We start from the raw sequence: 14,000 nt of genomic DNA on the forward strand, positions 1-14,000 counted from the left end.
GCTGATCGCCCTGACCTCGATGTTAGGGAGATCACATCCGGAGCCCAAGGGTGGCTTCCGCGTGATGGAAGCCTCCCGGTGGCGTGGTGCTCCGAGACCGGGTGTCCGTACCCCTCAGGGTCGCCATGTGCGTGCCCACCAGCGCCGCCGTGGAGGCCGGCCCGCGGCTGGGCACGTCCGGGAGCACGGAGGTGTCCACGATGCGCAGCCCCTCCACCCCGTGGACGCGGCCCTGCTGGTCGGTGACGCTGCCGGGGCTCTCGGGCGGCCCCATGGGTGCCGTCCCCGCGGTGTGCACGGCCGTGCCCAGGTTCCGGGCCATCCAGGAGTCCAGGGCGGCATCATTCGCAGGCAGCAGATCCTCCAGGCGGCCGGCGTCCAGGAGGTCTCCCAGCGGACCGGACCTCAGGAGCGCATGGGTCGTCCTGAGTCCGGTGCGCAGGCGGGCGCGGTCATGCTCGGTGGAGAGGTGGCGGTGCCGGATCCGCAGCGGTCGGCGTGGGTCCGCGGACTCCAGGGTGAGGTCCCCCCGGCTCTCCGGTCGCTGCAATGCGACGATCACGGCCAGGTCACCCGACTCATCGGGGGCCCCGGCCAGCGCGCCGAAGGAGCGCAGCATGGGCAGGACCTCGACGTCTCCGGGCGTGGCCGTGGACTCACCGGACAGGTGCAGTGCCCACCCGAAGAGCAGGCGGTCGGGATTCGGCACCGGACGGCGCAGCGGGACGGTCACCATCAGGTCCGGATGGTCGCTGAAGGAGGCGCCGACCCCGGGGGAGTCCACGGCCACGGGCACCCCGGCCCGGCGCAGCGCGGTCGCCGGGCCGATCCCGGAGAGCATGAGCAGATGGGGGGTGGCGAGCGGACCGGCAGCCAGGACCACCTCGTCACAGTGGACGCGAACCGGCTGTCCGTCGCGTTCGGCCTCCACCCCCACGGCCCGGTTCCCGTCCAGGAGGATCGTCCGCACGGTGGTGTCACCCCAGGCGGTGATGTGTCCCTCCCGCAGGGCCGGCAACAGGTGGGTCAGTCCCGTGTTCATGCGCACGCCGTCGCGGACGTTGAGCGGCAGCGGTCCATGCCCCTCGGCCACGGCGGGGTCGTTCAGGTCGGTCACCGGTGCGAATCCCAGGTCGTCCGCAGCCTCGGAGAAAGCCTGCGCCACCGGGGAACGGTCGAGGCGGGCCCGGCTGACCGGCACGGGACCGGCCGATCCGTGGACCACCGTTCCCGGGCGGGCACCGCCCCGCCCGGTGTCTCCGAAGTCCGTGTCGTCCTCCAGGGTGCGCAGCACCGGCACCACCCGTTCCGGGGCCCAATCGGGGTTGCCGGCGGCGGACCAGCGGTCCAGGTCCGTGAGGCGGGGCCAGACGAAGTAGGCGCCGTTCACGGCGGTGCATCCGCCGGCACCGGCGCCCCGGCCGATGTCCGCCGGGGTGCCGGGTGCCAGTTCCGCCGGGAACCAGCTGGTGTGCGCGCCGCGTCCGGCCACGGTCGGCAGGGCCGCCGCGTCGAGAACCTCCGGCGGGAAACCGGACGCGTCCCGCGGGACCGGGCCCGCCTCCAGCACCAGCACCCGTGCCCCGGTCAGGGCGGCCGCGCGGGCGGCGAAGGGCGCGCCGGCCCCACCCGCTCCGACCACCACGATGTCGTACTCGTGCCGCTCTGTCGCCGTCATCGGTCCTCCGCCCGCCGTCACCGTCTCACCGTCACCGCCCGCGGTCCGCGCCTGCAGTCACTGCCTGCCGTCGCCACCCCTTCCGCACCCCGAGGCGGGACCGGCCCGGTCCGCGGTCCCCGGGCGGCCAGGGGGAGGCCGGCGGCCCGTGACCGATCCTCGCGGATGGACGCCGGTGGTGCGCGGTGCCTTCCACCGGGGGGAAGGCGGGCACCGGGCGCGCGGGGCCGGGCCTACCGTGGCGGACGTGGATGAGAACGTGGACGAGAACGTGGACAAGAACACCACCGAGGGTGCAACCGAGGGCCGTGCAGGACACCCTGGTGAGGGCACGCCGCCCTCCGGTGGCGGCCCGGCCGGTGCGGGTGCTCACGGGAGCCTGGCCGGTCAGGTCGCGCTGGTCACGGGATGCGGCAAGCCCGACGGGATGGGTCAGGGTATCGCCCGGGAGCTGGCCGCGCGGGGCGCGGCCCTCGTCCTGACGGACCGCGAACCGCGCGGCGTGGCCAACGAACGCCAGCGACGGCGGGGGGAGGCGCCGCCGTCGGGCCTGGTGGAGTTCGCCGGGGACCTGGGCCGGGCCGGGGCCCGAGTCGAGACCGTGCTGGCCGACATCTCCGTCCGTGACGACGTCGATCGGCTGTTCGACACCGTCCGGGAGGTCCACGGCCGGCTCGACATCCTGGTGAACAACGCCGCCGCGCCGCAGGGTGTGGACCGCCAGGACGTGGAGGACGTGCCCGACGAGGCCTTCGACCTCCAGATCGACGTGAACGTCCGCGGCACCTACTGGATGTGCCGGTCCGCCGTACCCCTGATGCGCGCCCAGGGATACGGGCGGATCGTCAACGTCTCCTCGATGGCCGGGCTCACCGCGGCACCGGGTTCCGTGGCGTACTCGGCCTCCAAGGCCGCCGTGATCGGGATGACGCGGGCCCTGTCGATGGACCTGGGGCCCTGGGGGATCACCGTCAATGCCGTCTGCCCCGGGCTGGTGGCCACGAGCCGGGCCGTCCTGGACCCGGTGGCCGACCTCGACCTGGCGCAGGCCATGGCGGCCCGCGGCCGGGCCATCCCGGTGGGACGGGTGGGGATGCCGGCGGACATCGGTGCCCTCGTGGCCTTCCTCGCCTCTCCCGATGCCGGGTACGTCACCGGCCAGGCCATTCCGGTGGACGGGGGCGGGCTGAGCCCATTCCCCCTGCGACGGCCCGAGCCGGTGCTCGGCAGCGCCGTCTGAACACGCACGTCCCTGACAGAAGGAGTCCTGATGGACCTGAACCTCGACGGCAAGGTGGCCCTGGTGACCGGCTGTGGTCCCAACATCGGCAGTGGCATCGCGCTCGCCCTGGCCCGCTACGGTGCGAAGGTGGCGTGCAACGACGTCTCCGCCGAGTCGATGGACGCCTGCATCTCCCGTATCGAGGCCCATGGCGGCGAGGCCATGGCGGCCCCCGGTGACGTGACCGACGAGGCGCAGGTGGGCGAGTACGTCGGCGCCGTGCTCCGGCGGTGGGGGAGGATCGACATCCTCGTCAACAATGCCGCCCTGCTGGGCGGGCGCGGCGTGCTCGACGAGGACGCGGAGTCCTACGAGCGTGCGGTGCGGGTCTCCTCGCTGGGGTACTTCCTCAACACCAAGCACGTGGGCCGGGCGATGGCCGAGCGCGGGATCCGGGGGTCGATCGTCTGCGTCTCCTCGTCGAACGGATGGAGCGGGACGGCGGGGGTCATCGCCTATGCCTTCTGCAAGGGCGGGGTGAACAACTTCGTCCGCGCCGCGGCCATGGACCTGGCCCCCTACGGCATCCGGGTCAACGGCTTCACGCCCACCGCGCCGACCCCGGACAATCCGGACCTGCTGGCGGCCGGGGCGCGCGGCGTGCTGGACGGCCCGCCACCCCGGGGGACGGGACTGGGCGGTGCCGAGGGCGGGGAACCGTGGCGGCGCCCGAGCCGGTGGGGCGGTGACCGTCCCGCGCTGGTCCCGATGGGCACCACCGGCACGCCCACGGACATCGGCCACGCCGTGGCCTGGCTGTCCTCGGACTACGCGCGGCTCGTGACGGGCACGGACCTGGTCGTCGACGGCGGAGCCCGGGCCAAGAACTTCGCCTACCACCCGGCAGGGCCGGCGGAGCTCGCCGGGCCGGTCCCCGTGGTTCCCCTCGACCTGCGCGGCTGAGCGCCGCGGTCCGGCTGGGGAGGGGCCCGCAACCGACCGCGACGGGCGGCCGGGCATCCCGGCCGCCCGGCGCACGCCGGCGTCCGCGGTGCGACCGTGCGCGGTGGCCGGTGATGCGGCCCCGCGGACGGACGCGCGCGGGGCCGCGCGGCACTCAGGGCGTGAGGTCCACGGCCTGTCCCGGGTGGACCGGGGGCGGCAGCCGGTGGTCCTGTCCGTAGACGGGGGACGAGGTCAGGAACGGGATGGCCGCCGCCCGTTCGGCGTCGAGGGGCTCGTCCGGGAACGCGTCCTCGATGGTCCGGTGCCGGTCGACCACGCCGTCCCGGAACTCGGGGTGGGTCAGGATGAACAGGTCCCCGCGGCGCACTCCGGCCAGGACCCGCCGCCCGGCCTCCTCGGCGCTCATGTACGGCTGCCCGGCAGCGGCCTCCAGGTGACCGGGGTCCGGCCGCTCGTACCCCGAGGGGCCGTAGCCGGCGGGGCGATTGGCGACGGCCGCGGCGATGTTCGAGTGCGTCGGACCGGGACAGTAGGCGCTGACCCCGATGCCCTCCGGTGCCAGCTCGATGTGGAGGGCCTCGGACAGGGCGATCACCGCCGCCTTGGTCATCGAGTAGAGACCGGCGACGATCGGCATCAGCCCGGCCATGGACGAGGTGTTGACGATGTGCGCCCCGGTCCGCCCCGGGCTCTCCCGCCGCAGGAGGGGCAGGAAGGCCTGCAGCCCGTGGCCAACGCCCTTGATGTTGACGTCGATGAGCCAGTCCCAGTCCGCGGCGGTCGCGGCGCTGACGGGACCCGTCAGGCCGATCCCCGCGTTGTTGACCAGCAGGTCGATGCCGCCGGTCTCCTCCTCCACCCGCGCGGCCGCCTCCAGCATGGCGGGCAGGTCGGTGACGTCCACCTGGAGGGGGCGGGCGTCGAGACCGCGGGCGGTGAAGTCCTGCACCGTCTCCCGGAGGTGCCCGGGTGTCCTCCCCGTGACGTAGACGCGCATCCCGGCCTCCAGGCAGGCCGACGCGATGCCGCGGCCGATGCCGCTGCTGCCGCCGGTGATGACGGCGACCCTTCCCTCGAGCTGGTCCATGGGTGGTCTCTCCTTGCGCTCGCGATGATCCGGTCGTGGCGGTCTCAGCCGGCCAGCCGCTCGGTGTACTCGGCGGCCGTGTGCCGGCGGACCGTCTCGGGACTGACGCCGGGGGCGCACTCCACGAGGACCAGCCCACCGTCCTCCACGTGGAACACGGCGAGGTCGGTGTAGACGCGGGTGACGACGCGCGCACCCGTGAGCGGGAACGTGCACTGCCTCACCAGCTTCGGCAGCCCCTGCCGGTCGACGTGCTCCATGCAGATCCACACCTGCGGCGTCCCGGCCACTAGGTCCATCGCCCCGCCCACGGCGGGATTGCGTCCGGGAACGTACCAGTTGGCCAGGTCCCCGGTCTCGGAGACCTGGAGGGCACCCAGGATCGTGACGTCCAGGTGGCCTCCCCGGATCACGGCGAAGGACATCGCCGAGTCCACGATCGCCGCCCCCGGCCGCAGGGAGACCGGTTTCTTCCCCGCGTCGGTCAGGTCCGGGTCCTCATGACCCTCACCCGGGTGGGGTCCGAGGCCGAGCACGCCGTTCTCGGCGTGCAGGACGACCTCGACGTCCTCCGGGATGAAGTGGGGCACGGCCAGGGGGATGCCCACACCCAGGTTGACGGTGTAGCCGTCGATCAGGTCCCGGGCCACCCGGGCGGCCACCTGGTCACGGGTCAACCCGCGAGGCGGGGCCGGGGCGGTCTCGGTCGGGGTCGGACTCATCGCGTCTCCTCGGCGGTCGGGATGGTGGTGTCGTGGTGGTCACCGGGCACCGTGCGCACGATGTGCGCCGTGGCGGGCACTGCTGCGGCCGTCATCACCACGTGGTCCACGAAGACGCCCGGCAGGTGGATGTCGTCCGGGTCGAGGACGTCGACGTCCACGAGCTCCTCGACCTCGACGAACGTGAGCCGGCCGCACATCCCGGCCAGCGGATTGAAGTTGCGCGCCGAGCGGCGGAACCGGATGTTGCCCTTGCGGTCCCCGCGGTGTCCCTTCACCAGGGCGACGTCGGCGCGGATGCCCCGTTCCAGCACGTGGGGACGGCCGTCGAAGTCACGGGTCTCCTTCGGCTCGACCCGAGCGTGGGGGTGTCCGTCCCGGTAGGACAGGGCGAACTCCCCGTCCGAGAGCATGGTCCGGGCCCCGGAAGGGGTGTAGAAGGCTGCGATGCCGGCCCCGCCGGCGCGCATGCGCTCGGCCAGGGTGCCCTGGGGGACCAGCTCGAACTCGACGCGACCGGCGAAGTACTCCGCGTAGAACTCCGGCAGGATCGGGAAGGACGCGGTCAGCCGGCGCAACCGGCCCTCCCGGAGCAACCGGCCCACGCCCTTGAAGTCCTCGCCGACGTTGTTGACGTACAGGTGCAGCTCGGTCTTGCCGAGGTCGCACAGCGCGTTCAGCAGGGCATCGGGACGGCCGGAGGCGCCGAAGCCCCCGACCGCGACGGTGGCGCCGTCGGGCACCGCGTCCAGGTGCCCGTGCAGGTCCTGGCGGAACTTGTCGATCACTTCGGCTCTCCGTTCATCGTGCATGGCCTCGGGAGGGGACGTCCGAGGTGGTCCAGGCCACGGCCCGTCTCCGACAGTGAACCCGCGCACCGGTGCGCGCACAGCACCCTTTCCACCGGACAGAACCCCGGGAGCGGGTCGGGGCCCGGGGGCCCCAGGACGACCGCTCGGCCCGCCACCCACCACCGTGGTCCGAAGCGCCGGCCTGCTTCCGCGCCACGGAAGGGCGCTGGTGATGGGCGTCACACCTGGGCGACGGTAGGTCCATCCTCCGGTGGTGCGGAGGCGGCCGAGGCCGTCAGCGTCCGGACCACGCCAGCTTCAGTCAGAAAGGGGTCCCATGAGCATGAAGACTCGGGCGGTCGTGTGCCGTGAGCCCGGACAGCCCTGGGAAGTCACCGAACTCGACCTCGATGAGCCCAAGGCCAATGAGGTCCGCATCAAGATGATGGCCGCCGGGATGTGCCACTCCGACGACCACATCCAGAAGGGTGACGCCCCCATGCGGATGCCCGTGGTCGGCGGACACGAGGGCGCCGGCATCATCGACGCCGTGGGCGAGGGGGTCACCCGTGTCAGCGTCGGCGACCACGTGGTGTGCTCCTTCATTCCCGCCTGCGGGTCCTGCCGCTACTGTTCCACCGGGCGCCAGAATCTCTGCGACTCCGGCAAGAACGCGGCCACCGGTGAATTCCCGGACGGGACGTTCCGGTTCCACCAGGACGGCGTGGACTTCGGCGGGCTCTGCGTGCTGGGAACCTTCTCCCAGTACACCGTGGTCTCCGAGTACTCCGTGATCCCGGTGCCGCAGGACCTGCCCTTCGACGTGGCCTGCCTGGTCGGCTGCGGCGTGCCCACCGGCTGGGGCTCCGCCGTCCACGCCGCCGGTGTCGAGGCCGGCCAGACCGCGGTGGTGTTCGGTGCGGGCGGCGTCGGCATGAACGCGGTCCAGGGGGCGGCCATGGCCGGTGCCCAGCGCGTCGTGGTGGTGGACCCCGTGGAGTTCAAGCGGGACAAGGCCCTCGAGTTCGGGGCGACCCACGTGTTCCCCACCGCCCAGGAGGCCACCGACTTCGTCATCGAGTCGACCTGGGGGGAACTGGCGGACCACGCCATCATCACGGTCGGCAGCCTGCACGACGAGGTCATCCACGACGCCATCAACATCGTGGGCAAGTCCGGGCAGGTCACCATCACCGCCGTCGGCAACGGGTCCATCAGGGAACACCCGGGCATGCTGATCGGCTTCCAGCGGCGGATCCAGGGCGCCATCTTCGGCGCCTGCAACCCGCTGCACGACGTCCCCCGCCTGGTGAGCATGTACCAGAACGGCAAGCTCAAGCTCGACGAGCTCATCACGAACCGCTACAGCATGGACCAGGTCAACGAGGGATACCAGGACATGCTCGACGGCAAGAACATCCGCGGCATCATCACCATCGAGCACTGATCGAAGCGCGAGAGAGAGAACACCATGACTGCAGTCATCGACCCCCAGGAAGCACTCGACACCCCGTTGCTCCAGGACAATGTCCAGCTGATCGGCGGCGAGTGGGTCCCCGCCGCCGGCGGTGAGTCCATCGAGGTCATCAATCCCGCCAACCGCGAGGTCCTCGGGCGGGTGCCGCGGGGGACCGCCGAGGACGTGGACGACGCCGTCCGCGCGGCCGAGCGGGCACTGCCGGCCTGGCGGGACCTCAACGCCACGGCCCGAGCGGGCCTGCTCTACCGCTGGGCCGAACTCGTGGAGCAGAACGCCCAGGTGCTCGACCAGCTCGAGTCCCGCGACGTCGGCCGTCCCCACTGGGGCCCCTCGCCGCTGGCCGGGATGATCCGCTTCATCGCCGGCCAGGCGGACAAGGTCCAGGGTGTCTCCCTGCCGACCTACTCCCCGGACGTCCTCGGCTTCACCCTCCGCGAGCCCTACGGCGTGGTGGGGGCCATCATCCCGTGGAACGCCCCCGGGCCGATGTTCACGAACGAGGTGGCCGCCGCCATCGCCGCGGGGAACACGATCGTCATCAAGCCGGCCGAGGACGCCCCCCTGGCCCCACTGGCCCTGGCCCGGCTCGCCCAGGAGGCCGGCATCCCCGGGGGCGTGATCAACGTGGTCACCGGCTTCGGCTCCGAGGCCGGGGCCGCCATCCCGAACCATCCCGGGATCCGGCGGGTGGGGTTCACGGGCTCCCCGGCCACCGGGTCGACGGTGATGGAGGCCTGCGCCCGGAACCTCATCCCCCTCCACCTGGAACTCGGCGGGAAGTCACCGCAGGTGATCTTCCCGGACGCGGACCTCTCCGTCGCGGCACCGGCGATCGCCACCGGCATCACCCTGAACACCGGCCAGATCTGTGCCGCGGGCTCCCGGGTGGTGGTGCACCGCAGCGTCCACCAGGAGATGGTGGAGCGCCTCGCCGCCGCGATGCAGGAGGTCACGGTGGGACCCTGGCACCAGAAGGTGAACATGGGGCCGCTGATCAACGGGCGCCAGCACGAACGCGTCATGGGCTACATCGAGGCCGGCCGGGCCGGCGGGGCCGACCTGGTGCTGGGCGGGGACGCACCCTCCGGTGGCGACTTCGGGGACGGGTTCTTCGTCACCCCGACCCTCTTCGACAACGTCAGCCCGGACATGGCCATCGCCCAGGAGGAGATCTTCGGCCCGGTGCTCTCGGTCATCCCGGTGGACGACGAGCACGAGGCCGTCGAGGTGGCCAACGGCGTCGAGTACGGTCTGGTCGCCTCGGTCTGGACCGAGGACGTGGGCACCGCGGTGCGGATGTCCCGGGCCCTGCAGGCCGGCCAGGTCGGCGTCAACAACGCCCTGGGCGCCGGCGTCATCGGCGGGCCCTTCGGCGGATACAAGAACAGTGGCTTCGGCCGGACCATGGGCGCTGACGCCGTCCTGAACTGGACGCAGGTCAAGACCGTCTCGATGCGTGGCGCCGTGCGCCCCGGGAACTGAAAGGAGCCACCACCATGGCCATGACGACGTCTTCCGTCGCCACCGACGAGGCCGGGTCGACGACCCTCACCACGCGGGCCGCCGTCGCCCGCGGTCCCCACGAGGGCTGGCAGATCACCGAACTGCAGCTGGACCCCCCGAAGGAGCACGAGGTCCGCGTCCGCCTGCACGCCGCGGGGCTGTGCCATTCGGACCACCACATCACGGCCGGGGACGCCCCGGTCCGCTTCCCGATCGTGGGCGGCCACGAGGGCGCCGGCGTGGTGGAGTCGGTGGGTCCCAGCGTCACCCGGGTCAGGCCGGGGGACCGCGTGGTGTGCGCCTACATCCCGGCGTGCGGCTACTGCCGTCCCTGTTCGACCGGACACCAGAACATGTGCGTCAAGGGGCTCAACGCCGGGACGGGCATGTTCCTGGACGACACGTTCCGCTTCCACGACGAGGCCGGCGAGGACGTCGGCGGCTTCTGCACCCTGGGGACGTTCTCCCAGTACACGGTCGTCTCCGAGTACGCCGTGGTCCCGCTGCCGGACGACATCCCCTTCGAGCTCGGGTCCCTCGTCGGCTGCGGCGTCCCCACGGGCTGGGGGTCCGCCGTCTACGCCGCCGAGGTCCGCGCGGGGGAGACCGTCGTGATCTTCGGAGCCGGTGGCGTCGGGTCCAACGCCGTCCAGGGGGCCCGCTACGCCGGGGCCAAGAACGTCGTGGTCGTCGACCCCGTGGCGTTCAAGCGGGATTCGGCACTGGAACTGTTCGGGGCCACCCATGCCTTCGCCACGGCGCAGGAGGCCCACGACTTCGTCGTGGAGACCACCTGGGGCCAGCTGGCGGACAAGGTGATCATCACCGCGGACGTCGTCACCCAGGAGATGGCCAACGCCGGGATCGCGATGACCGGCAAGGGCGGCAAGCTGACCATCACCTCGGTGGGGCACCTCAACGAGCAGGCCGTCACCATCCACGCCGGCATGCTCATCAGTTATCAGCGCCAGATCCGCGGTGCCCTGTTCGGGGACTGCAATCCGCTCCACGACATCCCGAAGCTGCTGGGCCTGTACCGGTCCGGGGACCTCAAGCTCGAGGAGCTCATCACGCGCCGGTACGCCCTCGACGAGGTCAACACGGCATACGAGGACCTGCTCGCGGGCCGGAACATCCGCGGCATCATCGTCCACGACTAGGGGAGACACCATGAGTCACACTCTTCACGGGATCCTCGATCCCACCGGGGCGGGCCCTGCCCAGGTGCAGGCCCCGCCGGTGGCCGACCGGGCGCGACGGCCCCCGTCCCTGGCCGGCCTGCGGGTCGGCCTGCTGGACAACACCAAGCACAACGCCCTGTTGTTCCTGCGTGCGGTCGGTGACCTGCTGACCACGGAACACGGCGCGCGGGAGGTGAGCATCGTGGAGACCAAGCAGAACTTCTCGGTGCCCGTCGACCGCAGCATCGTCGACCGGTACCGGGAGCACTGCGACGTGGTCATCACCGGGGTCGGAGACTGCGGGTCGTGCAGCGCCGCCGCCGTGGCCGACGGCATCGCCTTCGAGCGCGCCGGACTGCCGGCCGCCGTCGTGCTCACGGACGCCTTCGACATCACCGGCCGGGCCATGGCCCAGGTGCAGGGTGACGCCGACTACGAGTGGGTGGAGACCGAGCATCCGATGGCCGTGCTCACCGAGGACGAGGTCCGGGCCCGCGCCCGGACCCTCGTGTCCGAGATCGTCGGCCGCCTGACGATGGCGGAGGCGGCGTGATGGACGCCGGACAGAACGGCCACCAGCGCGTGGACGCGACGATGGCCCAGGCGGCCATCGAGTACGCCTACGACCAGGGATGGTCGGACGGGCTGCCGCTGGTCCCGGCCACGAGGGACCTGGTCGACCGGTTCCTGGCCGCCGGCGGCCGGCCCGCCGACGAGGTCATCGGCCACCTGCAACAGGTGGACCGCACCGTCACGGTCGAACTGCTGGCCATCAACGCCGCGATGGCGGGATGCCGCCCGGAGTACTTCCCGGTGGTGCTGGCGGCCTGGCGGGCGCTGACCAAGGAACGGGCCACGAGCGGCGGCGGCTGGCAGTCCACCAGCGGACCGGCACCGCTGGTGATCGTCAACGGAGCGATCCGCACGGAGCTCGGCATCAACCACTCCGGGGGCGTCTTCGGCCCGGGCTTCCGCCCGAACGCGACGATCGGCCGGGCGATCGGGCTGACGGTCCGCAATGCCTACGGCATCCGGCCCCATGAGCTCGAGCAGGCGACGCAGGGCCTGCCGGGCCGGTGGTCGATCGTGGTGGCGGAGAACGAGGAGGAGAGCCCCTGGCCACCCCTGGCCGAGGACCTCGGCGTGCCCGGTGACGCCGTGACCACCACGCTGTTGCGGACCTGCGAGTTCGTGGACAACCGGCACACCTCCGACCCCGAGCAGCTGCTGGCGGACTTCGCGGACACCATCGGGCGGTCCGGGGCCTGGATTTTCCAGCACGCCGGAGCCGGTGTGGTGCTGTGCCCCGAGCACGCCCAGCTGCTGGCTCGGGCGGGGTACTCGCGGCGGGACGTGGCGCGGTGGCTCGTGGAGCACTCCGGACGGACCACCGCGCAGCTGCAGGCCGTCGGCAAGGACGACGCCGGGCAGAACGGCGTGCGCTTCCCGGGGCAGGGCGGGGACCCGGAGCGGTTCCAGCCCACCCTGGCCGATCCGGACAGGGTGATCGTGGCCGTGGCCGGTTCGCGCAACGCGGGCATCTCCATGGTGGTCCGGTACTTCGCGGACTGGTCCGGGACGCCCGTGCCCGTGATCGGCCCGGAGGCGGCGGCCACCACCCATGACGGCACGATCCCCGAGGGGGCACTCCATGGCTGAGACCACACTGGCGGCGCGGACGGGCACCGCCCGGGACGCGGACCCGCTCGAGGACCCCATCCTGCCCGGTGAGCGCGGCTGGATGGAGGGGCGCCGGATCCTGATCACGGGAGCCGGCCAGAACGGCGGGCTGCCGGGCGTGGGCTACGCCATCGCCCGGCTCGTGGCCTCCCACGGCGGCTCCGTGGCGGTGCTGGACCGAGACGCGGGAGCCGCCCAGCGCACGGTGGACCGCATCGTCACGGCCGGGGGCACCGCCGTCCCCGTCGTCGCGGACGTCACCGCCGACGAGACCTGCGGTCAGGCGGTCACCCGGGCGGCGGAGCTGCTGGGCGGTCTCGACGGGCTGGTGAACAACGTGGCCAGCGGGGACCGGGCGGGGATCTTCGACGTCACCCCGGACCGCTTCCAGGAACTGCTCTCCCTCAACCTGGTCTCGGCATGGTCGGCCACGCGCCACGCCGTCCCGCTGCTGCCCGCGGGCAGTTCCATCGTCAACATCTCCTCGGTGGGCGTGCGCGCCCGCGGGCCGGGCATGCCGTACTGCGTGGCCAAGGCGGGACTGGAGAACCTCACCGAGGGGGCCGCCACCACCCTGGGTCCCCAGGGGATCCGCGTGAACTGCGTGGAGGTCGGTGCCATCTGGGGCTCGTTCGCCGCCGCCAACATGGACGAGCGCTTCCGGGAGCCGAGGCGCCAGTCCACCACCCTCCAGAAGGAGGGCAGCGCGTGGGACATCGCCCACGCCGCGCTGTTCCTCCTCAGCGAGCAGTCCCGCTGGCTCACCGGCCAGATCCTGGCCGTCGACGGCGGCCCGGCACGCCATGCGCCCCCCGGGCCCCCGGTCACCTCCGTGGCCGGCTGACCCCTCCGCCGGCCCGGCGCCGGCACCGTCCTCCACCACCACCCTGCAGCGCCACGTGGCCAGGGCCACGTTGCGCTGCCGACCGAAAGGCGAATCATGGCCGAGACCATTCGCGCGGCCGTGCAGACCGGCCCCCGGCAGATCGAGATCCGAGAGTTCCCCCGCCCCGCCATCGGGCCGGACGACGGCCTGCTGCGCGTGGAGGCCAACGGCATCTGCGGCAGCGACATCGAGATCTACCGGGGCCACATGGGCATGACCTCCCAGCCCTTCGTCCCGGGCCATGAACCGGTGGGCATCATCGAGGAGCTGGGGGAGCGGGCCGCCGAACGCTGGGGCGTGTCCGTGGGCGACCGCGTCGCCCTGGAGGTCATCGTGCCCTGCCGGTCCTGCGCGGACTGCCTGGTCGGCCGGTACCAATCATGCCGCCGCAGGCGGCACTCGCACGGGGTGACCGGGATCGACGACGCACCGGCCGTCGTCGGGGGCTTCGCCGAGCACCTGTACCTGGACCCGAACGCCGTGATGCACCGCATCGACAACTCCCTGCCGATCGACATCGCCGCCATGTACAACCCCCTGGGGGCCGGCGTCCGCTGGGCCGTGGACCTCGGCGGTGTCGGAATGGGGGACACGCTCGTGGTGCTCGGCGCCGGCCAGCGGGGCATCGCCGCGGTCATCGCGGCCAAGGCCGCCGGCGCCCGGCAGGTGGTGATCACCGGCCTGGAGGCGGACCGGCACAAGCTCGAGGTGGCGCGCCAGCTGGGCGCCGACCACACCGTCGTGGTGGACGGGCCGGACGCGCAGGACGTGGTCGAGGTGGTCTCCGGCCTCACCGCGGGGCGA

General features: G+C 72.5%; 13 protein-coding genes. 9 read left to right on the forward strand and 4 right to left on the reverse strand.

The genetic code is table 11. The annotated features are described in order from the left end of the window. Positions 1–31: 31 nt before the first annotated feature. On the reverse strand, positions 32–1,678 hold the full coding sequence (gene mftG / locus GGQ69_RS16180) for a mycofactocin system GMC family oxidoreductase MftG (RefSeq protein ID WP_183530418.1): 1,647 nt from the start codon (positions 1,676–1,678) through the stop codon (positions 32–34). Between the two features lie 247 nt (positions 1,679–1,925). Here mftG and GGQ69_RS16745 point away from each other — a divergent pair, with 247 nt between their 5' ends. Next, a complete protein-coding gene (locus GGQ69_RS16745; protein ID WP_183530420.1) occupies positions 1,926–2,918 on the forward strand; it encodes an SDR family NAD(P)-dependent oxidoreductase in 993 nt (330 codons plus the stop codon). A 30-nt stretch (positions 2,919–2,948) separates the two neighbouring features. Continuing rightward, positions 2,949–3,863, forward strand: coding sequence for an SDR family NAD(P)-dependent oxidoreductase (locus GGQ69_RS16190; RefSeq protein ID WP_183530422.1), 915 nt, complete (start codon positions 2,949–2,951; stop codon positions 3,861–3,863). Between the two features lie 154 nt (positions 3,864–4,017). Here the strand turns inward: GGQ69_RS16190 and GGQ69_RS16195 are convergent, their stop codons facing one another. From GGQ69_RS16195 to GGQ69_RS16205, 3 genes are read right to left on the reverse strand one after another with little or no spacing between them, the layout of a single operon-like run. Then, positions 4,018–4,953: an SDR family oxidoreductase gene (locus GGQ69_RS16195; protein ID WP_183530424.1), complete on the reverse strand. Its 936-nt coding sequence runs from the start codon at positions 4,951–4,953 to the stop codon at positions 4,018–4,020. 44 nt (positions 4,954–4,997) lie between these two features. Further along, positions 4,998–5,675, reverse strand: coding sequence for a 3-oxoacid CoA-transferase subunit B (locus GGQ69_RS16200; RefSeq protein WP_183530426.1), 678 nt, complete (start codon positions 5,673–5,675; stop codon positions 4,998–5,000). Next, the gene (locus GGQ69_RS16205; protein ID WP_298042700.1) at positions 5,672–6,463 is read right to left on the reverse strand and encodes a 3-oxoacid CoA-transferase subunit A; all 792 of its coding nucleotides are present in this window, start codon (positions 6,461–6,463) and stop codon (positions 5,672–5,674) included. Before GGQ69_RS16205 ends, GGQ69_RS16200 begins: the two co-directional genes overlap by 4 nt. A 340-nt stretch (positions 6,464–6,803) precedes the next feature. Between GGQ69_RS16205 and GGQ69_RS16210 the strand changes: the two genes are divergently transcribed. The 7 genes from GGQ69_RS16210 to GGQ69_RS16240 form a co-directional block, all read left to right on the forward strand. Beyond that, positions 6,804–7,913 carry an NDMA-dependent alcohol dehydrogenase gene (locus GGQ69_RS16210; RefSeq protein WP_183530430.1) on the forward strand — a complete coding sequence of 370 codons (1,110 nt, stop codon included), beginning with the start codon at positions 6,804–6,806 and terminating at the stop codon, positions 7,911–7,913. A gap of 24 nt (positions 7,914–7,937) precedes the next feature. Next, complete coding sequence (locus GGQ69_RS16215; protein ID WP_183530432.1) at positions 7,938–9,428, forward strand: aldehyde dehydrogenase; 1,491 nt, start codon at positions 7,938–7,940, stop codon at positions 9,426–9,428. A gap of 20 nt (positions 9,429–9,448) precedes the next feature. Beyond that, positions 9,449–10,609 carry an NDMA-dependent alcohol dehydrogenase gene (locus GGQ69_RS16220; protein ID WP_183530192.1) on the forward strand — a complete coding sequence of 387 codons (1,161 nt, stop codon included), beginning with the start codon at positions 9,449–9,451 and terminating at the stop codon, positions 10,607–10,609. Between the two features lie 10 nt (positions 10,610–10,619). Next, positions 10,620–11,183: a UGSC family (seleno)protein gene (locus GGQ69_RS16225; RefSeq protein WP_183530190.1), complete on the forward strand. Its 564-nt coding sequence runs from the start codon at positions 10,620–10,622 to the stop codon at positions 11,181–11,183. Then, the gene (locus GGQ69_RS16230) at positions 11,183–12,289 is read left to right on the forward strand and encodes a hypothetical protein (RefSeq protein WP_221243879.1); all 1,107 of its coding nucleotides are present in this window, start codon (positions 11,183–11,185) and stop codon (positions 12,287–12,289) included. Before GGQ69_RS16225 ends, GGQ69_RS16230 begins: the two co-directional genes overlap by 1 nt. Then, positions 12,282–13,154: an SDR family NAD(P)-dependent oxidoreductase gene (locus GGQ69_RS16235; RefSeq protein WP_221243878.1), complete on the forward strand. Its 873-nt coding sequence runs from the start codon at positions 12,282–12,284 to the stop codon at positions 13,152–13,154. The genes GGQ69_RS16230 and GGQ69_RS16235 overlap by 8 nt, the downstream gene beginning before the upstream one ends. Positions 13,155–13,250: 96 nt before the next feature. Continuing rightward, positions 13,251–14,000, forward strand: a 750-nt coding sequence (locus GGQ69_RS16240; protein WP_183530434.1) for a zinc-binding dehydrogenase, incomplete at its 3' end; no start/stop codon positions are given.

Origin of the sequence: Micrococcus sp. TA1, assembly GCF_014199555.1 — a bacterium.
Classification (GTDB): Bacteria; Actinomycetota; Actinomycetes; order Actinomycetales; family Micrococcaceae; genus Citricoccus.